Source organism: Geodermatophilus sp. SYSU D01180, from assembly GCF_054050415.1.
In genome coordinates, this window is the sequence record NZ_JBJGZH010000004.1 from 29523 (window position 1) to 52072 (window position 22550).

Annotated in this window: 22 protein-coding genes; 9 read left to right on the plus strand and 13 right to left on the minus strand. The window is 76.4% G+C overall.

The window, feature by feature from the left end; translation table 11 throughout:
* Nucleotides 1-3: 3 nt before the first annotated feature.
* Nucleotides 4-2190 carry an ATP-dependent DNA helicase RecG gene (gene recG / locus ACI8AA_RS05250; protein ID WP_457043457.1) on the minus strand — a complete coding sequence of 729 codons (2187 nt, stop codon included), beginning with the start codon at nucleotides 2188-2190 and terminating at the stop codon, nucleotides 4-6.
* Between the two features lie 4 nt (nucleotides 2191-2194).
* Nucleotides 2195-3781 carry a DAK2 domain-containing protein gene (locus tag ACI8AA_RS05255; RefSeq protein ID WP_457043458.1) on the minus strand — a complete coding sequence of 529 codons (1587 nt, stop codon included), beginning with the start codon at nucleotides 3779-3781 and terminating at the stop codon, nucleotides 2195-2197.
* Between the two features lie 159 nt (nucleotides 3782-3940).
* On the opposite strand from ACI8AA_RS05255, the gene rpmB reads away from it, so the two are divergent.
* Nucleotides 3941-4123, plus strand: a complete 183-nt coding sequence (rpmB, locus tag ACI8AA_RS05260) for a 50S ribosomal protein L28 (RefSeq protein WP_436277817.1) — start codon at nucleotides 3941-3943, stop codon at nucleotides 4121-4123.
* A gap of 85 nt (nucleotides 4124-4208) precedes the next feature.
* Here rpmB and ACI8AA_RS05265 read toward each other — a convergent pair whose 3' ends face one another.
* Genes ACI8AA_RS05265 through ACI8AA_RS05275 form a run of 3 tightly spaced genes read right to left on the minus strand, consistent with a single transcriptional unit; the run spans nucleotide 4209 to nucleotide 6392 of the window.
* Entirely contained in the window at nucleotides 4209-4838 is a 630-nt protein-coding gene (locus ACI8AA_RS05265) for a cytidylate kinase-like family protein (RefSeq protein ID WP_457043459.1), read from the minus strand.
* On the minus strand, nucleotides 4826-5374 hold the full coding sequence (locus ACI8AA_RS05270) for a GNAT family N-acetyltransferase (RefSeq protein ID WP_457043460.1): 549 nt from the start codon (nucleotides 5372-5374) through the stop codon (nucleotides 4826-4828). Before ACI8AA_RS05270 ends, ACI8AA_RS05265 begins: the two co-directional genes overlap by 13 nt.
* Nucleotides 5358-6392 (minus strand): thiamine-phosphate kinase, encoded by a 1035-nt coding sequence (locus ACI8AA_RS05275; protein ID WP_457043461.1) that lies wholly within the window; start codon nucleotides 6390-6392, stop codon nucleotides 5358-5360. Before ACI8AA_RS05275 ends, ACI8AA_RS05270 begins: the two co-directional genes overlap by 17 nt.
* Before the next feature lie 92 nt (nucleotides 6393-6484).
* Between ACI8AA_RS05275 and ACI8AA_RS05280 the strand changes: the two genes are divergently transcribed.
* The gene (locus ACI8AA_RS05280) at nucleotides 6485-6718 is read left to right on the plus strand and encodes an Lrp/AsnC ligand binding domain-containing protein (protein WP_091212468.1); all 234 of its coding nucleotides are present in this window, start codon (nucleotides 6485-6487) and stop codon (nucleotides 6716-6718) included.
* A gap of 79 nt (nucleotides 6719-6797) precedes the next feature.
* Nucleotides 6798-7307: a DUF3515 domain-containing protein gene (locus ACI8AA_RS05285; RefSeq protein ID WP_457043462.1), complete on the plus strand. Its 510-nt coding sequence runs from the start codon at nucleotides 6798-6800 to the stop codon at nucleotides 7305-7307.
* A 6-nt stretch (nucleotides 7308-7313) separates the two neighbouring features.
* Here ACI8AA_RS05285 and ACI8AA_RS05290 read toward each other — a convergent pair whose 3' ends face one another.
* Both ACI8AA_RS05290 and ACI8AA_RS05295 read right to left on the minus strand, forming a co-directional pair.
* The gene (locus ACI8AA_RS05290) at nucleotides 7314-7952 is read right to left on the minus strand and encodes a hypothetical protein (protein ID WP_457043463.1); all 639 of its coding nucleotides are present in this window, start codon (nucleotides 7950-7952) and stop codon (nucleotides 7314-7316) included.
* Nucleotides 7949-9097, minus strand: coding sequence for a D-alanine--D-alanine ligase family protein (locus ACI8AA_RS05295; RefSeq protein ID WP_457043464.1), 1149 nt, complete (start codon nucleotides 9095-9097; stop codon nucleotides 7949-7951). Before ACI8AA_RS05295 ends, ACI8AA_RS05290 begins: the two co-directional genes overlap by 4 nt.
* Before the next feature lie 109 nt (nucleotides 9098-9206).
* Here ACI8AA_RS05295 and ACI8AA_RS05300 point away from each other — a divergent pair, with 109 nt between their 5' ends.
* Nucleotides 9207-9992 (plus strand): CDP-alcohol phosphatidyltransferase family protein, encoded by a 786-nt coding sequence (locus tag ACI8AA_RS05300; RefSeq protein ID WP_457043465.1) that lies wholly within the window; start codon nucleotides 9207-9209, stop codon nucleotides 9990-9992.
* A 70-nt stretch (nucleotides 9993-10062) separates the two neighbouring features.
* Here ACI8AA_RS05300 and ACI8AA_RS05305 read toward each other — a convergent pair whose 3' ends face one another.
* The 4 genes from ACI8AA_RS05305 to ACI8AA_RS05320 are packed head-to-tail and all read right to left on the minus strand — an operon-like array spanning nucleotide 10063 to nucleotide 14663.
* The gene (locus ACI8AA_RS05305; RefSeq protein WP_457043466.1) at nucleotides 10063-11703 is read right to left on the minus strand and encodes a TIGR03767 family metallophosphoesterase; all 1641 of its coding nucleotides are present in this window, start codon (nucleotides 11701-11703) and stop codon (nucleotides 10063-10065) included.
* Between the two features lie 4 nt (nucleotides 11704-11707).
* Entirely contained in the window at nucleotides 11708-12847 is a 1140-nt protein-coding gene (locus tag ACI8AA_RS05310; RefSeq protein ID WP_457043467.1) for a cystathionine gamma-lyase, read from the minus strand.
* Nucleotides 12844-13866, minus strand: a complete 1023-nt coding sequence (locus tag ACI8AA_RS05315) for an NAD(P)H-dependent glycerol-3-phosphate dehydrogenase (protein ID WP_457043468.1) — start codon at nucleotides 13864-13866, stop codon at nucleotides 12844-12846. Before ACI8AA_RS05315 ends, ACI8AA_RS05310 begins: the two co-directional genes overlap by 4 nt.
* Nucleotides 13863-14663, minus strand: a complete 801-nt coding sequence (locus ACI8AA_RS05320) for a lysophospholipid acyltransferase family protein (RefSeq protein ID WP_457043469.1) — start codon at nucleotides 14661-14663, stop codon at nucleotides 13863-13865. The genes ACI8AA_RS05315 and ACI8AA_RS05320 overlap by 4 nt, the downstream gene beginning before the upstream one ends.
* 111 nt (nucleotides 14664-14774) lie before the next feature.
* Here ACI8AA_RS05320 and cofC point away from each other — a divergent pair, with 111 nt between their 5' ends.
* The 3 genes from cofC to ACI8AA_RS05335 are packed head-to-tail and all read left to right on the plus strand — an operon-like array spanning nucleotide 14775 to nucleotide 18494.
* Nucleotides 14775-15410, plus strand: coding sequence for a 2-phospho-L-lactate guanylyltransferase (gene cofC, locus ACI8AA_RS05325; protein WP_457043470.1), 636 nt, complete (start codon nucleotides 14775-14777; stop codon nucleotides 15408-15410).
* 53 nt (nucleotides 15411-15463) lie between these two features.
* A complete protein-coding gene (locus ACI8AA_RS05330) occupies nucleotides 15464-17569 on the plus strand; it encodes an RNA degradosome polyphosphate kinase (RefSeq protein WP_457043471.1) in 2106 nt (701 codons plus the stop codon).
* Entirely contained in the window at nucleotides 17559-18494 is a 936-nt protein-coding gene (locus tag ACI8AA_RS05335) for an NUDIX hydrolase (RefSeq protein WP_457043472.1), read from the plus strand. The genes ACI8AA_RS05330 and ACI8AA_RS05335 overlap by 11 nt, the downstream gene beginning before the upstream one ends.
* 94 nt (nucleotides 18495-18588) lie before the next feature.
* Here ACI8AA_RS05335 and leuD read toward each other — a convergent pair whose 3' ends face one another.
* Together leuD and leuC are read right to left on the minus strand one after the other, a co-directional pair.
* On the minus strand, nucleotides 18589-19188 hold the full coding sequence (gene leuD, locus ACI8AA_RS05340; protein ID WP_457043473.1) for a 3-isopropylmalate dehydratase small subunit: 600 nt from the start codon (nucleotides 19186-19188) through the stop codon (nucleotides 18589-18591).
* A gap of 1 nt (nucleotide 19189) precedes the next feature.
* Complete coding sequence (leuC, locus tag ACI8AA_RS05345) at nucleotides 19190-20608, minus strand: 3-isopropylmalate dehydratase large subunit (protein ID WP_457043474.1); 1419 nt, start codon at nucleotides 20606-20608, stop codon at nucleotides 19190-19192.
* 104 nt (nucleotides 20609-20712) lie between these two features.
* Between leuC and ACI8AA_RS05350 the strand changes: the two genes are divergently transcribed.
* Together ACI8AA_RS05350 and ACI8AA_RS05355 are read left to right on the plus strand one after the other, a co-directional pair.
* Nucleotides 20713-21375 carry an IclR family transcriptional regulator gene (locus tag ACI8AA_RS05350; protein WP_457043475.1) on the plus strand — a complete coding sequence of 221 codons (663 nt, stop codon included), beginning with the start codon at nucleotides 20713-20715 and terminating at the stop codon, nucleotides 21373-21375.
* Nucleotides 21376-21414: 39 nt separating this feature from the next.
* Nucleotides 21415-22524, plus strand: coding sequence for a molybdopterin-dependent oxidoreductase (locus ACI8AA_RS05355; protein ID WP_457043476.1), 1110 nt, complete (start codon nucleotides 21415-21417; stop codon nucleotides 22522-22524).
* Nucleotides 22525-22550: the final 26 nt, after the last annotated feature.

Sequence of the window (22550 nt, forward strand, 5' to 3'; positions counted from 1 at the left end):
CCCTCACGCCTTCTCGAGGTAGCCGGCGCGCTCGTCGGTGGCCAGGGCGGCGACCTCGGCGGCGAGGCCCGGGTGGTCGGCCAGCCCGCGCTCGGTGGCCAGCAGCGCGGTCGCCTCGGCCCGGGCGGTGGCGATGAGCTCCTCGTCCTCGAGGAGGGACAGCAGCTTGACGGTGGAGCGCCGCCCGGACTGCGCGGCGCCGAGCACGTCGCCCTCGCGGCGGGTCTCGAGGTCCACGCGGGCGAGCTCGAAGCCGTCGGAGGTGCCGGCGACCGCGGCCAGCCGCTGCCCGGTCGCCGTCGTCTCGCGGGCCTCGGTGACCAGGAGGCACAGGCCGCGGTGCCTGCCCCGGGCCACCCGGCCGCGCAGCTGGTGCAGCTGGCTGACGCCGAAGCGGTCGGCGTCCATGACCACCATGACGGTGGCGTTGGGCACGTCGACGCCGACCTCGACGACGGTGGTGGCGACCAGGACGTCGACCTCGCGGGCGGCGAAGGCCCGCATGGTCGCCTCCTTGGCCTCGGGCGTCATGCGGCCGTGCAGCACCGCCAGCCGCAGCCCGGCGAGCGGCCCCTCGCTCAGCGCCTCGGCGACGTCGAGGACCGCCAGCGGCGGGCGCCGGTCGCCGTCGCCGCCGCTGTCCTGCGGGGCGTCGGCCTCGTCGGGCTCGTCCTCGCTGCCGGTGTCCTCGTCGCCGATACGCGGGCAGACGACGTAGGCCTGCCGCCCGGCGGCGACCTCCTCGCGCAGCCGCTCCCAGGCGCGGTCGAGCCAGGCCGGCCTGTCGCTGACGGGGACCACCGAGCTGGCCACCCCGCCGCGGCCGCTGGGCAGCTGCCGCAGCACGGAGGTCTCCAGGTCGCCGTAGACGGTCATCGCGACCGTGCGCGGGATCGGCGTGGCGGTCATGACCAGCACGTGCGGCGGGCGGTTGCCCTTGGCGCGCAGCGCGTCGCGCTGCTCCACGCCGAAGCGGTGCTGCTCGTCGACGACGACCAGGCCGAGGTCGGCGAACTCGACGCCCTCCTGCAGCAGCGCGTGGGTGCCGACGACGATCCCCGCGCTGCCGTCGGCCACCGCGGCGCGGGCGGCGCGGCGCGGCGCGGCCTTGAGCGAGCCGGTGAGCAGCACGACCTTCGTGCCCGCGGGGTCGCCGTCGAGCTCACCGGCGCGGGCCAGCGGGCCGAGCATCGCCGAGATGCTGCGGGCGTGCTGCGCGGCGAGCACCTCGGTGGGCGCCAGCAGCGCGGCCTGCCCGCCGGCGTCGACCACCTGCGCCATGGCCCGCAGCGCGACGACGGTCTTGCCGGAGCCGACCTCGCCCTGCAGCAGCCGGTGCATCGGGTGGTCGCGGGCCAGCTCGGCGGCGAGCTCCTCCCCCACCTGCCGCTGCCCCTCGGTCAGCTCGAAGGGCAGCGCGGCGTCGACGGCGTCGAGCAGGCCGCCGCCCCGGCGCGGGCGGGCGGTGCCCGGTTCCAGGGCCGCGGCCCGGCGGCGGGCGCCGAGGACCAGCTGCAGGACCAGCGCCTCGTCCCACTTGAGGCGCTCCTCGGCGCGCTCGACGTCCTCGTCGCTGGTGGGGCGGTGCACGTCGAGCAGGGCGGCGGGGAGGCTGAGCAGCCCGTGGCGGCGGCGCAGGTCCTCGGGCAGCGGGTCCTCGACGAAGCCGAAGCCGCCGGAGGCGTCGAGCAGCAGCCGCACCGACTTCTGGATCACCCAGCTGGAGACGTCCTTGCTCGCCGGGTAGATGGGGATGAGCGCGCGGGCCCAGTCCTCGTCGTCGTCGCCGGTGATGAGGTGGAAGTCGGGGTGGGCGAACTGCTTGGTCCGGCGGTACTCGCCGACCGTGCCGGCGAACAGCCCCCAGGCGCCCTCCTCGAGCTTCCCGAACTTCCGGTTGAAGAAGACCAGCTGCATCTCGCCGGCGCCGTCGCCGACGGTGACCTCGGTGAGCGTGCCGGGCCGGTTGCGCATCCGCCGGCTGGTCACCCGCCGGACCTGCGCGAGCACGGTCACGCGGTCGCCGACCTGCAGGTCGTCGAGCCGGGTCATCTCGCCGCGGCGGGCGTAGCGGCGCGGGTAGTGGCGCAGCAGGTCGCGGACGGTGCGCAGGCCCAGCGACTCGGCCATCGCCTTGGCCGTCTTGGCGCCGAGCACGCGCGCGAGGTCGGTGTCGAGGGTCACCGCCATCGGGCTACTCCACCCCCACCTGCAGCGGCAGGACGGCGCCGGCGTCGTAGCGGACCACCTCGACGGTCGGGTGGACGGCGGCCAGGTGCGCGCAGACGGCGTCGCCGAGCGCGGGGTCCGGCCCGACGACGAGCGTGGCCATCTCGCCGCCGGCCGACAGCAGCCGGTCGAGCAGGTCGCAGGCGACCGCGGCGAGGTCGCGCCCGACCACCACGACGTCGCCCTCCGCCGAGCCCAGCGCGTCGCCGGGGTGGCAGAACCCGGCGCTGGTGAGCGCCTCCTGCCCGGCGACGGTGACCTCGGCCCAGCGGGTGGCCGCGGCGGCCTCGGCCATGGCGATGACGTCGTCGCCGAACCGGCGGGCGGGGTCGGCGACGGCGATGGCCGCCAGGCCCTGCACCGGCGAGCGGGTGGGGACGACGGCGACGTCGCGGCCGGCCTCGCGGGCCCGCTCGGCGGCGCGCGCGGCGACCGGGGTCAGCGCGGGATCGTTGGGCAGGACGACGACGTCGCAGGCGGCCGAGACGAGCACCTCGTCGAGCAGCTCGTCCTCGTCCACGCCGTCGGGCCCGCAGGTGACCACGCGGACGCCCTCCCCGGAGAACAGCTGCGCCAGGCCCTCCCCCGGCACGACCGCGACGACGGCGCGGCGGCCGGGCACCGGGGCGGCCGGCCGGACGGGCGCCAGCGGGGTGACGGTGATCCGGTGCGGCCGGCCTGCCTCGATGCCCGCCTCGATGGCGCCGCCGACGTCGCTGGTGTGCACGTGCACGTTCCACTGCCGGCCGGTGGGGGTGTCGACGCCGACGACGACCAGGCTGTCGCCGAGGGCGGCCAGCCGGGACTGCAGGACGGCGACGGCGGCCTCGTCGGCGTCGGCGAGCAGGTACTGCACCTCGCTGCCGGGGCCCGGCGGCGGCTGGTGCGGCACGTCGGCGGGGCGCGCCGGGCGGGGCACCAGCGGCGGGCGCGCGGGCTCGACGCCGGTGACGGTGGCGACCAGGGCGTCGAGGACCAGGCAGAGGCCGGCGCCGCCGGCGTCGACCACGCCGGCGTCGCGCAGCGCGTCGAGCTGGCCGGGGGTGGCCTCCAGGGCCGTGCGGGCGCCGTCGGCGGCGGCGGTGACGACGTCGGCCAGCGCGGTGCGGCCCTCGGCGACGGCTTCCACGGCGCACTCGGCGCCCGCACGGGCGACGGTGAGGAAGGTGCCCTCCTCCGGGTCGGCGACCGCGGCGTAGGCGGTGTCGGCGGCCTTCTGCAGCGCCGCGGCCAGCGCGGGGCCGTCGGCGGGCTCCTGGCCGGCGAGCTGGTCGGACAGGCCGCGCACCAGCTGGGCGAGGATCGTGCCGCTGTTGCCGCGGGCGCCGAGGACCGCACCGCGGGTGAGCGCGGTCCAGGCCGGCTCGCGTCCCGCCGCGGCATCGAGCTCGGCGACCGCCGCCTGCGCGGTGAGCAGCAGGTTGGTGCCGGTGTCGCCGTCGGGCACGGGGAAGACGTTGAGGTCGTCGAGGCTGCGCCGTCCCGTGGACAGCGCGGTGACCGCGGCCCGGCACCAGCGACCGACCGCGGCGTCGTCCAGCGCCTGCAGCACGGCCGGAGGGTACCCGCGGAGACGGACGGACCCGGTTCTCCTGCCACCTCGGCGACGGCTGCGCGGAGGAGCGGTTATGCTGGACGACGGTCTCGCGGTCGCCTCCTGTGCGCCGCCGTCTGAAAATCGATTCTCTGGGAGTGATCCACCGTGGCTGCCGTGTGCGATGTCTGTGGCAAGGGGCCCGGTTTCGGTATGTCGGTGTCGCACTCGCACCGCCGCACGCCGCGCCGTTGGAACCCGAACATCCAGTCGGTGCGGGCGCTCGTCGCCCCCGGCAACCGCAAGCGGATCAACGCCTGCACCTCGTGCATCCGCGCGGGCAAGGTCGTCCGCGCCTGATCGCCGGGCCTCCTGACGGAGGCCGCCCGCTCGCCGAGGACCCCGGAGGTCGCCGACCTCCGGGGTCCTTCGCGTGCGCGGAGGTCTAGCAGGCGCCGATCCCGCGGGCCCGCGCCGCGGTGACCACCAGGTCCACCACGGTCCCCAGCGGCAGCGCCGTCCCGTCGACGACGAGGTGGTAGTGCCGGGCGGCCGCCGGGTCGCACCGGTAGAAGTGCCGGACGTAGGTCTCGCGGGTGGTGTCGTTGGCCTCGAGCTCCCGCCGCAGCTCGTCGGCCGGGCGGCCGTAGCGCGCCACCGCCGCCCGGAGCCGGGCGTCCGGCGGGCCGTCGAGCCGCACGTGCAGGGCGTCGGGCCGGTCGCGCAGCACCAGCGCCCCGGCTCGGCCGAGCACCACCCCGCCGGCGCCGTCGGCGATCTCGCGCAGCACCCGCTCGGTGTGCTCGCGGTAGGCCCGCTCGTCGGGCTGCGTGGTCGCCGGCATGACGCCGCCGACGGGATCGGGCATGGCCCCGAGCGAGGCCACCAGCCGCCACAGGCCCCGTACGACGCGCTCGTCGTTGGCCTCGGCGTCGTCCTGGGAGACGCCGAGCCGCCCGGCCACCTGCGCCGGGATCGCCCGGTCGTGGAAGGCCAGGCCGAGCCGCTCGGCGACGGCGGGGCCGACCTCCGGCCCGCCCGCGCCGTACGACGCGGAGATCGTCACGACGCCCACGGTCGCTCCTCCTCGTCGACGAGGTCCCTGCCGAGGAAGACCGCCCCGGCCTCGCCGGCGTAGATGCCGTACCCCGGGACGGGCGTGTATCCCATCGCCGCGTACAGCGCGAGCGCCTCGGGCTGGCGGTCGCCGGTGTTGAGCACGACCGAGCGGTACCCCGAGGCGCGTGCGGAGTCCTCGAGCGCGGTGACCAGCACCTGGGCCAGGCCGCGCCGGCGGAAGCGGGGCACGACGTACACGCGCTTGACCTCGGCGACGGTGGGGTCGTCGGGCCGGGTGGGCGACGTCCCGGTGTGCCGGCGCCAGGCGCCGCAGCCGGCCGGCTCGCCGTCGACCTCCGCGACGAGGAACAGCCCGGCCGGGGGCACGAACTCGGCCGGGTCGACGGCGGCGCCGTCCGGGCCGCCGTAGCGGACCACGTACTCCTGCTGCACCCGCTCGACCAGGTCGCGGGCCAGCGGGTCGTCGTAGGGCACCGCGCGCAGCCGGGCGAGCGACCCGTCGCGCAGCCGCGCCTCAGCCGAAGTGGACATGCCCGGTCCCCTCCGCGCCGACCGCCACCGCGACGTCGGCCGCGGGCTCCCCGCTGACGGACACGCCCGGCTCCCCCTCCTCGACCCGCCCGATCGGCACCCACCCCTCCGGCAGCGCCGCGTCCGGCGGGAAGGTGGCCAGCAGGGCGTGGTCCTCCCCGCCGGTGAGCACCCAGGCCAGCGGATCGGCGCCGAGGGCCGCCGCCACCTGCTGCAGCGGACCGGGCGGTTCCAGGGTCGCACGCACCAGCGCGGCCCGGTCGACGTCCAGGACGACGCCGCTGTCGGCGGCCAGGTGCCCGGCGTCGGCGAGCAGGCCGTCGCTGACGTCGCACATCGCGGTCGCGCCGGCGTCGGCCGCGGCCGGCCCGGCGAGGTACGGCGGGGTGGGGCGGCGGTGCGCGGTCACGGCGGCCAGCGGGCTGCTGAAGCCGCGGCGCAGCACGGCCAGCCCGCACGCCGACCAGCCCAGCCGCCCGGCGACGGCGAGCACGTCGCCGGGCCGGGCCCCCGAGCGCAGCACCGGCGCCCGGCCGCCGAGGTCGCCCAGCGCGGTGACCGACAGGACGACGGCGCCGCTGTCGGGCGCCGAGGCCACGGTGTCCCCGCCGACGACGGCGGCGCCCAGCGGCGCGCACTCGGCGGCCATCCCGGCGGCCACGCCCTCCAGCCACGAGGTGGGCGTGTCCGCGGGGCAGGCCAGGCCGACCAGCAGGGCGGTGGCCACCCCGCCCATCGCGGCGACGTCGGCGAGGTTCGCGGCGGCGGCCTTGTGCCCGACGTCCTCGGCCGAGGACCAGTCGCGGCGGAAGTGGCGGCCCTCGACGAGCACGTCGGTGGTGGCGACCACCCGGCCGTCGGGCACCCGCAGCACCGCGGCGTCGTCGCCGGGGCCGACCTGGGCGACCCGGGCGGAGCCGGCGCGGGCGACCACCCGGGCGATGACGCCGAACTCCCCCACGACCCGCACGCTGTCGGCGGGGTCCTCGCGCGGCACCAGCGGACGGGGCCGTGTCACAGGCCACTCCGGGTCGCTGGGGTACGTTGCGCTCCGGTCCGTCTGCCGGTGGCAGGCAGCCACCCGCAGAGCCGTCCGAGGAAGGTCGTCCCGTGGTCCACGCCTACATCCTGATCCAGACCGAGGTCGGCAAGGCCGCCCAGGTGGCGTCCACGATCAGCGAGATCGCCGGCGTGACCAAGGCCGAGGACGTGACCGGCCCCTACGACGTCATCGTCCGTGCCGAGGCCGAGACCGTCGACGAGCTCGGTCGCCTGGTGGTCGCCCGCGTCCAGTCGGTCGACGGCATCACCCGCACGCTGACCTGCCCCGTCGTCAACATCTGAGCCGCTGAGCGAGGACCCCCCCGCCCCCGACCCGGCACCGGCGCCCGAGCGCGACCCGCTGCGCCGGCTGGCGCTGGTCGTGACCGCCGTCGTCGTGCCGGTGCTCGTGGCGCTGCTGGTCCTGGTCCGGGTGGTCGGCGGCGACGACGACGGGGACGACCCGGTCGCCGACGTCAGCGGCGCCCCGACCCAGCAGCGCGCCGAGGACCTCCCGGTGCTGCCGGTCGAGGTCCCGCCGCCGACGCCGGAGGCCGACGCGAACTGCCCGGCGCTGATGTCCGGCCTCCCCCTCGACCTGACCGGGGAGCCGCAGCGGCTGGTCGACTCCGACACCCCGTACGCCGCCGCCTGGGGCGACCCGCCGATCGTGCTGGTGTGCGGCGTGCCGCAGCCCGCGGGCCTGGTCCCCGGCGAGGGGCTGCTGCAGATCGACCAGGTCACCTGGTTCGTCGAGCAGACCGAGGAGGCGACGACCTGGACCGCGGTCGACCGCGCCGCCTACGTGCAGGTCACCCTGCCGCCCGACGTCGACAGCGCCCCGGTCACCGTGCTCAGCGGCGTCATCGCCGACACCCTGCCGCCGCGCTGAGGCCGCTCAGGCCACCGGGAGCTCGTCCAGCTGGGCCCGGACGGTGGCGTGCACCTCGTCGCCCGCGGCCTGCTCGGTGGCCGCCACGGCGGTCACCCCGACGCTGAACACCCCGTGCGCGCACCAGGCGAACGCCGCCGGGCCGGACAGCCCGGTCGCGGGGTCGACCTCGGCCACGGTGAGCAGGCTGCAGCCCTCGGGCAGCGACGCCGGGTCGTGCTGCAGCACGCCGTCGTAGAGCTCGGCGTCGTTGCCGGCGAGGTCGCGCGCGTAGGCGGCGGCGCCGGCGGGGTCGGTGAACTGGTCGAGGAAGACGCTGGTGAGCGGGCCGGCCGTGGCGCCCCAGAAGCGCTCCCAGCCGTGCCGGTAGCCGTACTCGCGCAGCACCGTGCGCTCGCGGGCGGGGTCGTCGGAGTAGGTGGCCACGTCGTCGACGGTCTTGGCGCCGGCGGGGGGCTGCAGGTCGGCGTCGGCGATCCGCGGGAGGCCGGAGGGCACCTCGTCGAGCAGCAGCTCCCCGAGCTCCTCGACGCTCTCCGGCGTGGCGGGCGCGGGCGCGGGGGTGGCGCTGGTCGGCGTGCAGCCGGTGGCCGGGACGAGCGACGCCAGCCCGGCGAGGACGGCCGCGAGCCGGCCCCGGGTCACCGGGGGGTCCGCTGGTCCCCCGGCCGGCCCGCACGGGTCAGTGCGGAGGTGACCAGCCGGTCCACCAGCTCGGGGTAGGACACCCCGCTGGCCGCCCACATCCGCGGGAACATCGAGATGGGCGTGAAGCCCGGCATGGTGTTGACCTCGTTGACCACGAGCCGCTCGCGGCCGTCGGGCCCGGTGCCGAGGAAGAAGTCCACCCGCGCCAGGCCCTCGCAGTCCAGGGCGAGGTAGGCGCGGCGGGAGGCCTCCTGCACCCGCCGCGTCTGCTCGGGCGTGAGGTCGGCCGGGACGTCGAACTCGACGGCGTCCTCGAGGTACTTGGCGTCGAAGTCGTACCAGTCGGTGCCCGGCTTGAGCCGGATCTCGGCCGGCAGGCTGGCCTCCGGCGGCCCGCCGTCGCGGCCGGCGAGCACGCCGCACTCGACCTCCCGGCCGGGCACGGCGGCCTCGACGACGACCTTCGGGTCGACGGCGGCCGCGGTGGCCACCGCCTCGGGGAACTGCCCCCAGTCGGTGACCCGGGTGATGCCGATGCTGGACCCGGCGCGCGAGGGCTTGACGAACACCGGCAGGCCCAGCCGCTCGCGGTCGGCGGCGGTCAGCAGGTCCGGGTCGGCCGACAGGGCGCCGTCGGCGTCGCGGAGCACCACGTGGTCGCCCTGCGGCAGCCCCGCAGCGGCCAGGAGCTGCTTGGTGAACTCCTTGTCCATCGACGCCGCGGAGGCGAACACGCCCGACCCCACGTAGGGCAGCCCGCTCATCTCCAGCAGGCCCTGGATGGTGCCGTCCTCGCCGTAGGCGCCGTGCAGCACGGGGAAGACGACGTCGACCTCGGTGAACGCCGGGCCGATCGCGGCGGCCGGGTCCAGCACGGCCAGCCCGCGCCCGGCGGGGTCGCCGACCAGCGACACCGCCGTCCCGCCGGTGACCTCGGGCAGCCGGCCACCGTCGATGGCCAGCTGCTGGCCCTCGTCGGGGAGCACCCAGCGGCCGTCGCGGGCGATGCCGACGGGGACCACCTCGTAGCGCTCCCGGTCCAGCGCCGCCATCACGCTCCCGGCGCTGACGCAGGAGATGGCGTGCTCGGCGCTGCGCCCCCCGAACACGACCGCGACGCGCACCTTGCCCGTTCCGCTCATCGCCGCCGACCCTAGTCGACGGCGTCCGCGCGTCCTCCGGCTCCCGCGGGGCCGGCACGCGGGGCGTGTGGGAACCTCGTCGGCGATGCGGGAGAACGCGGCCCCTCCGGTGGACCCCCGACCCCCGGCGACGACGGCGCACCAGGGGGACGCCGCCGCGCGCCGGCACCCGCTCCCCCTGCGGCTGGCCGGCGCGGCGGTGCACGCCTACACGGCGCTGGGCTCGGTGCTGGCGCTGCTGTTCGTGCTGGCCGCGATCGAGGGCGAGGTCGAGGCCGCGCTGTGGATCGGGCTGGCCGCGCTGGTGGTCGACGGCACCGACGGGATGCTGGCCCGGCGCGCGCGGGTCAAGGAGACGATCCCCTGGTTCGACGGCTCCCTGCTGGACAACATCGTCGACTACCTGACCTACGTCTTCGCCCCCGTCGTGCTGCTCTGGACCACCGGCGTGCTGCCGCACGGGCCGGTGGGCTGGCTGCTGGCCGCGCTGCCGCTGCTGGCGTCGAGCTACCAGTTCTGCCGGGTGGACGCGAAGACCGACGACCACACCTTCCTCGGCTTCCCGAGCTACTGGAACGTCGTGGCGTTCTACGCGGTCGTGCTCGACCTGTCGCAGGTGGCCGTGGCCGTGGTGCTCGTCGTCTGCTCGGTGCTGGTGTTCGTGCCGGTGCGCTACCTCTACCCGTCGCGGACCGAGGCGCTGTGGCAGGTGAGCATGGCGCTGACCGCCGTCTGGTTCGTCTCCTACGCGGTGCTGGTCGCCCAGCTGCCCGACCCGAACCCGTTCGTCGTCGCGCTGTCGTTCGCCTACGTCGTCTACTACCTGGCCTTCAGCGGCTGGCTCACCGCCCGCGCCGCCCACCGCCGCCGCCGGGACGCCCGCACCGCCCGGTGAGGTGCTGGAACGGCCCTCCTGCAGGGGCCCGCGCCGAGCGGAGCGAGGGGTGGGGGGCAGGAGGGTCCTTCTAGAACGGGGCGCGGAGGACCAGCTCGACGTTGCGGTCGGCGGGCGTGCCGGCCAGCGGCGAGCCCAGGCCCGCGTAGGGCACGTTGGCCGCCAGCTCGCGGTGCAGCGCCGCCAGCGCGGCGGGGTCCCCGGCGGCCGGGTCGTCGGCGGCCGGCGGCCGGGCGGGGCTGTCGTGGTCGACCATCGTGCAGACCAGCGACAGGGTGCCGTCGCCGTTGTCGAGCAGCTCGACCAGCCGGGCCTGCCCGGGCCAGTCGACGACGGCGCAGGTGGTGACCTCCCACAGCCCGCGGCCCGGCTCGTGCGGGTGCGCCCACGGCCGCACCTCGCTGACGTGCGTGTGCCCGTTGAGCCACAGCACCACGTTGGGGTACCGGTGCAGCAGCGCGAGCAGCTCGGGGGCGCCCAGCGCGGTGTCGTCGGCGGCCGGCTGCCCGCCCAGGGCGTCGGAGCGGGTGAGCGTGCCCGACCCGTGGTGCGACAGCAGCACCACCAGCCGGTCGGCGTTGCCGGTGGCCACCCGCCCGCCGTCGGGACCGGGCGCCGACGACGACACCTCGCGCAGCCGCTCCTCCAGCCACCGCGCCTGCGCCGCGTCGACCGAGCCCGCGGCGCCGCCGGTGACCCGGGTGGTGTCCAGGCAGACCACGCGCACGCCGGGCAGCCCGTCCCAGGCGTAGTAGGCGGTGCCGTCGCGCAGGTTCTCCTCGGTGAACCCGTGGCCGGTGGGCGCGCCGCCGTCGGCGAGGTGCGCGGCGACGAAGGACCGGCGGTCGATGAAGCGGCGGTCGGCCACCGGCGTCACCGGGCGGGAGGTGGCGGTGGTGAAGACCTCGGAGCGGTGCGTGAACAGGTGCAGCGCGTCGTCCAGCGGCAGGGCGGGGTCGACGTCGACCGGCTTGCGCCCGGCGCCGAGGACGGCGGCCAGCGCGGGCGTGGGGACGCCGACGCCCTGGATGAGCGCCTCGTGGTTGCCGTGGCAGCCCAGCCACGGCAGCCGCAGCCCCTCGGCGGCGAACGCCGCGAACGCCGCCTCCAGCAGGCCCGGGCGGGCGGGGAAGCCGAACCGCTCGTGGTGCACGCCGCCGTCGTCGTCGGGCCGCCAGAACAGGTCGTGCGGCCACCCGGAGGCCTGCACGCCGTCGTAGGCGGTCAGCCCGGCGCCGGGCGAGACCACTCCCCCGCCGAGGACCGCCAGGTACAGCTCCAGCTCGTTCCACTGCGCGTTGTCGATGGCGTCGCCGGTGGTGACCACCACCTGCAGCGGCTGCCCGGTGCGTGGCGCCCCGGCCAGGCCGTTGAGGGTGCGCACCAGCGCGTCGACGGCGTGCGCGGTCAGCGCCTCCTGCGGCCGGTGCATGGGCACCAGGGCGCGCATCCGCGGGTCGGCCTCGAAGCGGTGGAAGAACTCGAAGCGAGCCGGGGAGCAGACGTCGGCCAGCTGCAGGTCGGTGACGTGCGCGAGGCAGGCGACCGCCCGCACGCCCCGGCGCGGCGGCTCCCACGCCGGCCCGACCAGCTCGCGGCGCACCCGGTGCGGCTCCCCGGCCGCCCACGCCAGCGCCCGGTAGTCGCCGTCCCGGGCGGCGTGCAGGACGGGGCCGGCCGCGAGGACGCGGTCGAGGGTGGTGCGGCTCATCCCGTCAGACGGCGTCGAGCGCGGTGGTGAGGTCGGCGACGACGTCATCGGTGTCCTCGATGCCGCAGGAGAAGCGCAGGAAGCCCCCCGGGACGGCGTCCCCACCCCACTGCGCCCGCCGGTCGACGGTGCTGTGCACGCCGCCGAAGCTGGTGGCCGCCGTCCACAGCCGGCTGACGGCGAGGAAGCGCGACACCGCGGCCTCGTCGGCGAGCTCGGCCGAGACGACGCCGACCGGCCGCAGCATCTGCCGGGTGGCGAGCTCGTGGGAGGGATCCGAGGGCAGCCAGGGCCACCGGACGCCGGTCACCGCCGGGTGGCCGGCGAGGACCTCGGCCACCGCCGCGGCGGTCTCCGCCTGACGGGCCAGCCGCAGGTCCAGCGTGCTCATCGACCGGTGCCCGAGCCACGCGTCGAACGCGCCGGGCGTGCTGCCGGTGTGGTCGCGCCAGCCCTTGAGCCGGTCGAACACCTCGCCGGAGGTGGTGCTCACGTGGCCGAGCAGCAGGTCGCTGTGCCCGGTGAGCGCCTTGGTGTCGGCGCCCACGGTGAGGTCGGCGCCCAGCGCCAGCGGCCGCTGGCCGAGCGGGGTGGCGGTGGTGTTGTCGACGGCGAGCAGGGCGCCGGCCGCCCGGGCCGCGCGGGCCACCGCCGCGACGTCGCAGACGTCGAGCTGCGGGTTGCTCGGCGTCTCGAGGAGGACCATCCGGGCGCCGTCGAGGTCCCCGCGGGCGGCGACGTCGCCGATCCCGGTCGTCGGCACGTACTCGACCCGGATCCCGAGCCGCTCGAGCTCGTCGCGGGCGAGCAGCCGGGTCGCGTAGTAGCCGTCGGCGGGCAGCACCAGGCGGTCGCCGGCCGACACCAGCGCGGTCACCGCCGCGGTGACCGCGGCCATGCCGGTGGAGAAGGCGAGGCACCGGCCGCCGTCGAGCTCGCCGACGGCGTCCTCGAACGCCCGGAAGGTGGGGTGCTCGGTGCGGGCGTAGGCGTCGGCGCCGTCGGCGCGCGGCGGGCGGTCGCCGAGGTGGAAGGGAGCGGCGAACACCGGCGAGGGGCGCAGCGGGGTGCCCGGCACCGGCGGGGCGTCGCCCGCCCGGACCGAGCGGGTGCCGTCGCCCCACCCCTCGGGGAGCGTCGTCACTCCGGCTTGGCCTCCCGACTCATGATCTCCTTCACCATCTGCGCGGCCGGCACGCCCTCGTGGCAGACCCGCACGACCGCCTCGGTGACCGGCACGTCCACGCCGTGCGCGCGGGCCAGGTCCAGCACCGGGCGGCAGCTCTTGACCCCCTCGGCGGTCTGCCGGGTGGTGGCCTGCACCTCCTCCAGCGACAGGCCCCGCCCCAGCTTCTCCCCGAAGGTGCGGTTGCGCGACAGCGGCGAGCTGCAGGTGGCCACGAGGTCGCCCAGCCCCGCCAGCCCGGCGAAGGTCGAGGGCTCCGCGCCCAGGGCCGTGCCCAGGCGGGTGGTCTCGGCCAGGCCGCGGGTGATCAGGGAGGCCCGGGTGTTGTCGCCGAAGCCCATCCCCTCGGCGATGCCGCAGGCCAGCGCGATGACGTTCTTCACCGCGCCGCCCAGCTCGCAGCCGACGAGGTCGGTGTTGGTGTACGGCCGGAAGTAGACGGTGTGGCAGGCGGCCTGCAGCGCGGCGGCCCGGTCGGCGTCGGTGCAGGCGATGACGGTGGCCGCCGGCTGCTCCTCGGCGATCTCCCGCGCCAGGTTCGGCCCCGACAGCGCCGCCACCCGGTCCGGGCCCGCGCCCGTGACCTCGCAGATGACCTCGCTCATCCGCTTGGTCGTGCCGAGCTCGACGCCCTTCATCAGCGACAGCAGCGTCGCGTCCGGGGGCAGCAGCGGCGTCCACTCCAGCAGGTTGGCGCGCAGCGACTGCGAGGGGACGGCGAGCACCACGACGTCGGCGCCGTCGAGGGCCTCGGCGGCGTCGGGGGTCGCCGTCAGCGCGCGGGGCAGCGGCACGCCGGGCAGGTACTCGGCGTTCTCCCCCGACTCGGCGATCGCCTTGGCCAGCTCCGGCCGGCGGGCGTGCAGGGACACCGTGCAGCCGGCGTCGGCGAGCACCTTGGCGAAGGTGGTGCCCCAGGAGCCGGCGCCCAGGACGGCGGCGCGGGTGCCCCGCCCGAGGCGGTCCAGCTCGCTCACGCAGCGCTCCCCGGGAGGTCGCCGGGCAGCGACCGCCCCGGCCGGGGGGCGAACGAGGCGGGGGCCGGCTCACCCCGGACACCGGACAGCAGGTCGCGCACCCGGCCCATGATGAGGTCGGTGGTCTCCCGGAGCAGGTCCGGGGTCAGTGGGCGACCGGCGCGGACCTCGGCCCGCAGCGCGGACAGGTCGACCGGCTCCCCGACGGCGTAGTCGGCGGGTGCCCGGAAGCGCAGGTGCAGCTTCTTCGTGTGGTAGTCGTGCACCCGGTGCGGGCCCCACTGGGCCACCGGCAGCACCACCGCGTCGGTGGTCAGCGCCAGCCGCGCGACGCCGGTGCGCGCCTGCATCGGCCACCAGTCGGGGTCGCGGGTCACCGAGCCCTCGGGGTAGATCACGACGACGTTGCCCGCCTCCAGGTCGGCCGCCGCGGCGGCCAGGGAGCCGCGGGCGTCGGCGGAGCCGCGAGCCACCGGGATCTGCCCGGCGTGCCGGAGGATCTTCCCGATGACGCCCTTGAACACCGCCTGCTTGGCGAGGAAGTGCGGCACCCGCCCGTTGTCGTAGACCAGCCGCGCGCAGGCCAGCGGGTCGAGCACCGACACGTGGTTGGCCACCAGCAGCACCGGCCCGGTGCGCGGCAGCCGGTCGCCGTCCCGGTAGCGCAGCCGGAACACCAGCGACGTGGTCGGGTAGATGAGCGCGACCGCCAGCTTCAGCGACCACGGCAGCCGGCCGCGCTCGTGCAGCGCGCGCCGCTGTACCGCAGTGGTCCCGGAGGACTGCTCCTCGGTCACCGGCACACCTCCGCTCGGTCGTGACGACCGGCACATGATCGACCCTCCGGCCGGTCCGGGTGCGCACCGGGGTCCTCCGGCGTCCGCGGCGGGCCGCGGCGGTGTGCTCACATGGTGCCCGTGCGGTGGTCCCTGGTCGTCCCGGCGAAGCGGCTGTCCGCGGCCAAGACCCGCCTCGTGCCGCTGACCGGCGGCGGTCCCGGGCTGCACGCGGACCTCGTGCTGGCGCTGCTCGCCGACACCGTCGCCGCGGCCCGCGCCTGCCCCGCGGTGGCCGACGTCGTCGTCGTGACCGACGAGGACCGCGCGGCCGCCACCGTCCGGGCGCTCGGCGCGCGCACGGTGCCCGACGAGCCCGACCGCGGGCTCAACCCGGCGCTCGCCCACGGCGCCCGGGCCGGCGGCGGGCACGCCGTCGCCGCCCTGTCGTCGGACCTGCCGGCGCTGCGGCCGGCCGAGCTGGCCGCGGCGCTGGCCGCGGCCGCGGCGGCGCCGCGCTGCTTCGTCGCCGACGCCGCGGGCACCGGCACCACCCTGCTCACCGCGGCCGGCGTGCCCCTGGAACCGCGGTTCGGCCGGGACTCCGCCGCCGCGCACGCCGCCGCCGGCGCGGTGCCGCTGGACGGCGACTGGCCGGGCCTGCGCCGCGACGTCGACACGCCCGCCGACCTGGCCGCCGCCACCGGCCTCGGCGTCGGGACGGCGACGGCGGCGCTGCTGCCGCGGCTCCCGCGCCCGGCCGCCTGAGAGAACCCGCGGAACGCACCCGGCCGTTCACCTCGGTGCGGCACGATGACCCCGTGGCAGCCGAGACGACGTCCCCGATCACCGGGCCCGAGACCCCCGCGCCCGCGGAGCAGCCCCCGCTGCCCGCGGACCGCTTCCTCAACCGGGAGCTGTCCTGGCTGGACTTCAACGCGCGGGTGCTCGAGCTGGCCGAGGACGCCTCGATGCCGCTGCTCGAGCGGGTCAAGTTCCTGGCGATCTTCGCGGGCAACCTCGACGAGTTCTACATGGTCCGCATCGCCGGGCTGAAGCGGCGGCTGAGCACCGGGCTGACCGTCCGCTCCCCCGACGGGCTGACCATCCGCGAGCAGCTGGCCCGGGTCACCGAGCGCACCCAGGAGCTGGTGCACCGGCACGCCGACTGCTTCGAGCGGGACGTCACGCCGCGGCTGGAGGCCGAGGGCATCCGGATCGTGCACTGGGACGACCTCGCCGAGACCGAGACCCGGCGGCTGCGCGAGTACTTCCGCGACCAGGTGTTCCCGGTGCTCACCCCGCTGGCCGTCGACCCGGCGCACCCGTTCCCCTACATCAGCGGCCTGTCGCTCAACCTCGCCGTCGTGGTGCGCGACCCGGAGACCGGCGCGCCGCGGTTCGCCCGCCTCAAGGTGCCCAACAACGTGCCGCGGTTCGTGCCGGTCGGGCCGGTCGACTCCCAGGCCACGTTCCTGCCCCTCGAGGACCTCATCGCCGCGCACCTGTCGCAGCTGTTCCCCGGCCTCGACGTCATCGACCACCACCTGTTCCGGGTCACCCGCAACGCCGACCTCGAGGTGGAGGAGGACCGCGACGAGGACCTGCTGCAGGCCCTCGAGCGGGAGCTCGCCCGCCGCCGGTTCGGCCCCGCGGTCCGGCTCGAGGTCACCGAGACGATGGACCCGCAGATCCTCGACGTCCTCGTCTCCGAGCTCGAGGTCAGCCCGCAGGACGTCGTCACCGTGCCCGGGCTGCTGGACCTCGCCTCGCTGTGGGCGCTGTACGACATCGACCGCCCCGAGCTCAAGGACGAGCCGTTCGTGCCGGCCACCCACCCGCGGCTGTCCGAGGGCGAGACCCCCAAGAGCGTGTTCGCCACGCTGCGCGAGGGCGACGTGCTGGTCCACCACCCGTACCACTCGTTCGCCACGAGCGTGCAGCGCTTCATCGAGCAGGCCGCCGAGGACCCGCACGTGCTGGCGATCAAGCAGACGCTGTACCGCACCTCCGGGGACTCCCCCATCGTCAACGCGCTGATCACCGCCGCGGAGCTCGGCAAGCAGGTGGTCGTCCTCGTCGAGATCAAGGCGCGCTTCGACGAGGAGGCCAACATCACCTGGGCCCGGTCGCTGGAGCGGGCCGGCTGCCACGTCGTCTACGGCCTGGTGGGCCTGAAGACGCACTGCAAGACGGCGCTGGTGGTGCGCCGGGAGAACGGCGTCATCCGCCGCTACGTGCACATCGGCACCGGCAACTACAACCCGAAGACGGCGCGGCAGTACGAGGACCTCGGCATCCTCACCGCCGACCCGCGGGTGGGCGCCGACCTCACCGACCTGTTCAACGTGCTCACCGGCTACTCGCGGCAGACCACCTACCGGCAGCTGATGGTGGCGCCGCACGGGATCCGCGCCGGGCTGGTGGAGAAGATCCGCCGGGAGGCGCGGCACGCCGCCGAGGGCCGCCCGTCGGGCATCCGGTTCAAGGTGAACTCGCTGGTCGACGAGCGGGTCATCGACGCGCTCTACGAGGCGTCCGGCGCCGGGGTCCCGGTCGAGCTGTTCATCCGCGGCATCTGCGCGCTGCGCCCGGGCGTGCCCGGGTTGAGCGAGACGATCCGGGTGCGCTCGATCGTCGGCCGCTTCCTCGAGCACTCGCGGGTCATGGCGTTCGAGAACGCGGGCGAGCCGGAGTGGTGGCTCGGCAGCGCCGACCTCATGCACCGCAACCTCGACCGCCGGGTCGAGGTGCTGCTGCGGGTGTGCGACGACACCGCCCAGCGGGAGCTGCAGGCGGTCTTCGACGCCGCCATGGCCCCCGGCGTGTGCTGCTGGGAGCTCGGCTCCGAGGGCCAGTGGACCCGCACCGGGACCCGGGACTACCAGGCCGCCCTCATGCACCGGGTGACCGAGCATGCCGGCTGAGCGGACGGCGGTCGTCGCGGCCGCCGGCGGGGTGGTGTGGCGGCCGGCCGCCGACGGCGGGGTCGAGACCGTCCTCGTGCACCGGCCGCGCTACGACGACTGGTCGCTGCCCAAGGGCAAGCTCGACGCCGGGGAGAACGCGCTGTCCGCCGCGGTGCGGGAGGTCGTCGAGGAGACCGGCCTGCAGGTGGCGCTGGGCCGCCGCAGCCTGCGCACCCGCTACGAGGTCGCCGCCGGGCCCAAGCACGTGGACTACTGGCTCATGCAGGCGGTCGGCACCGAGCAGCCGTTCGAGCCCAACGACGAGGTCGACGAGCTGCGCTGGCTGCCGCTCGACGACGCCTCCGCGCTGGTCACCCACGAGCACGACCGGCGGGTGCTGGCCGACCTCGCCCGCGACGACGTCCCGCGGGCGCCGTCGCTGCTGCTGGTGCGCCACGCCAAGGCCGGCAGCCGCAGCGACTGGGACGGCCCCGACGACGAGCGGCCGCTGGAGACCAAGGGGTGGCGGCAGGCGCGGCAGCTGGCCGACGTCCTGCCGGCGTTCGGGCCGGTCGAGCTGCTCACCGCCCCCCGGGTGCGCTGCCGGCAGACCCTGGAGCCGCTGGCCGAGCGGACCGGCCTGCCCGTGCGCGACCTGCCGGAGCTCGGCGAGGAGGAGTTCGCCGCCGACCCGCAGGCGGGCCTGGCCGTCGTCGAGCGGCTGCTGGAGCCGCGGGAGGGCGCCGGGGTCACCGTGGTGTGCAGCCAGGGCGGGGCGATCCCGTCGGTGCTGATGAGCCTCGGCGTCCGGTGGGAGGGCGTCGCCGGGCGCCTGTACCCGCCGGCGGCCAAGGGCAGCGTGTGGGCGCTGGGCGGCCGCCCCGGCGCGCTGCTGGCCGACTACTACCGCGACCTCGGCCCGGACCCCGACGCCCCCGAGTGAGGGGCGCCGGGGCAGGCGGACGAAGGACCACCCTTGCCCCCCCCACGCCTCGCAGGCTCGGCGCGGGCCCCTGAAGGGTGGCCGTTCCATCACGTCACCTCGCCGGGAGCGCCCTCGGCAGCCAGGCGGGGCGCTGCGCCTCGTAGGCCTCGATGTCGGCCAGGTGCCGCTCGGTGAGGCCGACGTCGTCGAGCCCCTCCAGCAGCCGCCAGCGGATGTAGTCGTCGACCTCGAACGGCACGGTGGTGTCGCCGTAGGTGACCGTCTTGGCCTGCAGGTCGACCGTCACCGGCAGCGCCGGGTCGGCCTCGACCGCCTGCCACAGCGCCTCGACGTCGGCCTGCGGCAGGACGACGGTCAGCAGGCCCGACTTGGTCGAGTTGTTCCGGAAGATGTCGGCGAACCGCGAGCTGATCACGACGCGGAAGCCGCCGTCGAGCAGCGCCCAGCAGGCGTGCTCCCGCGAGGAGCCGGTGCCGAAGTCGGGTCCGGCGACCAGGATCGAGGCGTCGGCGTGGTGCGGCTGGTTGAGCACGAAGTCCGGCTCGTTGGTGCGCCAGGCGACGAACAGGCCGTCCTCGAACCCGGTGCGGGTGATCCGCTTCAGGTACTCGGCCGGGATGATCTGGTCGGTGTCGACGGCGCTGCGGCGCAGCGGGGCGGCGGTGCCGGTGTGCGTGGTGAACGGCTGCATCTCAGACTCCAGCGGGGACGTCGGCGAGGTCGGCGGGGGCGGTCAGCCGGCCGGTGAGCGCGGTGGCGGCGGCCACCGACGGCGACACCAGGTGCGTGCGCCCGCCCTTGCCCTGCCGGCCCTGGAAGTTGCGGTTGCTGGTCGACGCCGACCGCTCCCCCGGCTGGAGCTGGTCGGGGTTCATGCCCAGGCACATCGAGCACCCCGCGCCGCGCCACTCGGCGCCGGCCTCGGTGAACACCCGGTCCAGGCCCTCGGCCTCGGCCTGCTGCTTGACCCCGATCGACCCGGGGACGACGAGCATCCGGGTGTTGGCGTCGATCCGCTTGCCGCGCAGCAGTTCGGCGGCGGTGCGCAGGTCCTCGATCCGGCCGTTGGTGCAGGAGCCGAGGAAGACGGTGTCCACCTCGATCTCGCGCAGCGGCGTGCCCGGGGTGAGGCCCATGTAGGCCAGCGCCTGCTCGGCGGCGCGGCGCTCGTTGTCGTCGGCGAAGTCGGCCGGGTCGGGCACCCGCCCGGTCAGCGGCAGGCCCTGGCCGGGGTTGGTGCCCCAGGTGACGAACGGCGAGAGCTCGGCGGCGTCGAGGACGACCTCGGTGTCGAAGACGGCGCCCTCGTCGGTGCGCAGCGTCCGCCAGTGCGCGACGGCGGCGTCCCAGTCGGCGCCCTGCGGGGCGTGCGGGCGGCCCTGCAGGTAGGCGAACGTCGTCTCGTCGGGGGCGATCATCCCGGCGCGGGCGCCGGCCTCGATCGACATGTTGCAGATCGTCATCCGGGCCTCCATCGACAGCGCCTCGATGGCGCTGCCGCGGTACTCGATGACGTGGCCCGCGGCGCCGTTGGTGCCGATCCGCGCGATGACGGCGAGGATGACGTCCTTGCTCGACACGCCCTCGGGCAGCTCGCCGTTCACCGTGACGGCCATCTGCTTCGGCCGGTACTGCGGCAGCGTCTGGGTGGCCAGCACGTGCTCGACCTCGCTGGTGCCGATGCCGAACGCCAGCGCGCCGAACGCGCCGTGGGTGGAGGTGTGGCTGTCCCCGCAGACGATCGTCATGCCCGGCTGGGTCAGCCCCAGCTGCGGGCCGATGACGTGCACGATGCCCTGGTCGCGGTCGCCCATCGGGGCCAGCCGGATGCCGAACTCCGCGGCGTTCCGCCGCAGCGCCTCGACCTGCGCCCGGCTGACCGGGTCGGCGATCGGCGCGAGGACGTCGAGCGTCGGGACGTTGTGGTCCTCGGTGGCCATGGTGAGCTCGGGGTGCCGCACGCGGCGGCCGGCGGCCCGGAGCCCGTCGAACGCCTGCGGGCTGGTGACCTCGTGCACGAGGTGCAGGTCGATGTAGAGCAGGTCCGGCTCGCCCGCGGCACTGCGCACGACGTGGGCGTCGTAGACCTTCTCCGCCAGGGTCTTCGGCACGGGGTCCCTCCCGATCGGGTCATCCCACGGTGGTATCTCACTGTGTGGGATGAGAGTATCGCTGTGTGGGACAGCCTAACCCCGTCGCCGTTCTGGACAAAGCAGTGGCCATCCTCCGCGCCGTCGCGCAGGAGCCGGCGTCGCTCGCCGACCTCGTCGCGCGCACCGACCTGCCGCGGGCGACCGCCCACCGGCTGGCCGTCGCGCTCGAGGGCCACCGGCTGCTCCGGCGCACCCCGGCGGGCACGTGGGCGCCGGGTCCCGCCCTGGCCGAGCTCAGCCACGGCAGCGCCGACCTCGCCCGGGTCGCGGGCCGGCACCTCGCGGCGCTGCGCGACGTCAGCGGGGAGAGCGCCCAGTTCTACGTGCGCGAGGGCGGGTCGCGGGTGTGCGTCGCCGCCGCCGAGCGGGCGCACGGGCTGCGCGACACGGTGCCGGTGGGCGCGCGGCTGCCCATGACGGCGGGGTCGGCGGCGCACGCGCTGCTGGCCTTCGCGCCGCCGGAGGAGGTCACGCCGCTGCTGCCGCAGGCGAGTTTCACCGCCCGCACGCTGCTCGACGTCCGCCGGCGCGGGTGGGCGCACAGCGTGGCCGAGCGCGAGCCCGGGGTCGCCTCGCTGTCGGCGCCGGTGCGCGACCCGGTGGGCGCCGTGCTCGGCGCGGTGTCGATCTCCGGCCCGGTCGAGCGGCTGGGCCGCCGGCCGAGCCCCGAGGTCGTCGGCGCGGTCCTGGAGACGGCGGCGGCGATCGCCCGCGCCGCCTCCTAGGAGGTTCTCCCCGGCGGCCGCGGGGCGGAGACTCCTCCCATGACCGCCACGGAGCCCCGGCAGCGCGGGCGGGCCCGGATCGCCGGGCCCGGTGAGGGCATCGGCCTGGACGAGCTGGCGCTGGCCACCCGCAACCACGGCCTGCCGCTCGAGGCGCTGCGCTACGACGTCACGCCGCCGGGCCTGCACTACGTGCTCACCCACTACGACATCCCCGCCGTCGACCCCGGCACCTGGCGGCTGGAGGTCACCGGCGCGGTCGAGCGGCCGCTGCGGCTGGACCTCGACGACCTGCGCCGGCGGCCGGCGGTCACCGCGCGGGTGCTGCTCGAGTGCGCCGGCAACGGCCGCGCCCGGCTGGAGCCCCGCCCGGTCAGCCAGCCGTGGCTGCTCGAGGCCGTCGGCAACGCCGAGTGGACCGGCACGCCGCTGGCGCCGCTGCTGGCCGACGCCGGCGTCTCCCCCGCCGCGGTCGACGTCGCCTTCACCGGCGCCGACCACGGGGTCGAGCGCGGCGTCGAGCAGGACTACACCCGCGGCCTGCCGCTGGCCGAGGCGCTGCGGACCGACGTGCTGCTGGTGTGGGCGGTCAACGGCGCTCCCCTGCCGCCGCAGCACGGGGCGCCGCTGCGGCTGCTGGTGCCCGGCTGGTACGGCATGGCGCACGTGAAGTGGCTGACCCGGGTCGAGGTGCTCGAGCACCCCTTCGGCGGGTTCCAGAACGCCACGGCCTACCGGCTGAAGACCGAGGCGCACGAGGCCGGTGTACCGGTCACCCGGATCGCGCCGCGGGCGCTGCTGGCCCCGCCCGGCTTCCCCGACTTCATGACCCGCGAGCGGTTCCTGCGGCCGGGCCCCGTGATGCTCACCGGCCGGGCGTGGTCCGGCCGCGCCCCGCTGACCGGCGTCGAGGTCAGCACCGACGGCGGGGCCACCTGGACCCCGGCCGGCCTCGCGCCGGCCGACCCGGCGCACCCGCACGCGTGGCGGGCGTGGACCTGCGCCTGGGACGCGGCGCCCGGCGGGTACGAGCTGGTCGTGCGCGCCGCCGACGCCGAGGGCCCGCAGCCGGTCGAGCAGCCCTGGAACCGCCAGGGGATGGCCAACAACCTCGTGCAGCGGGTGCCGGTCACCGTCCTCGACGACTGAGCAGGCGGGCCGGCCGGGATACGCCC

Coding starts and splice junctions, on each gene's coding strand:
- ACI8AA_RS05305 (WP_457043466.1), bottom strand. CDS start 11,703: ATGAGCCGCACCACCCTCGACCGCGTCCTCGCGGCCGGCCCCGTCCTG.
- ACI8AA_RS05335 (WP_457043472.1), top strand. CDS start 17,559: ATGCCGGCTGAGCGGACGGCGGTCGTCGCGGCCGCCGGCGGGGTGGTG.
- ACI8AA_RS05295 (WP_457043464.1), bottom strand. CDS start 9,097: ATGAGCGGAACGGGCAAGGTGCGCGTCGCGGTCGTGTTCGGGGGGCGC.
- recG (WP_457043457.1), bottom strand. CDS start 2,190: ATGGCGGTGACCCTCGACACCGACCTCGCGCGCGTGCTCGGCGCCAAG.
- leuD (WP_457043473.1), bottom strand. CDS start 19,188: ATGCAGCCGTTCACCACGCACACCGGCACCGCCGCCCCGCTGCGCCGC.
- ACI8AA_RS05355 (WP_457043476.1), top strand. CDS start 21,415: ATGACCGCCACGGAGCCCCGGCAGCGCGGGCGGGCCCGGATCGCCGGG.
- cofC (WP_457043470.1), top strand. CDS start 14,775: ATGGTGCCCGTGCGGTGGTCCCTGGTCGTCCCGGCGAAGCGGCTGTCC.
- ACI8AA_RS05270 (WP_457043460.1), bottom strand. CDS start 5,374: ATGTCCACTTCGGCTGAGGCGCGGCTGCGCGACGGGTCGCTCGCCCGG.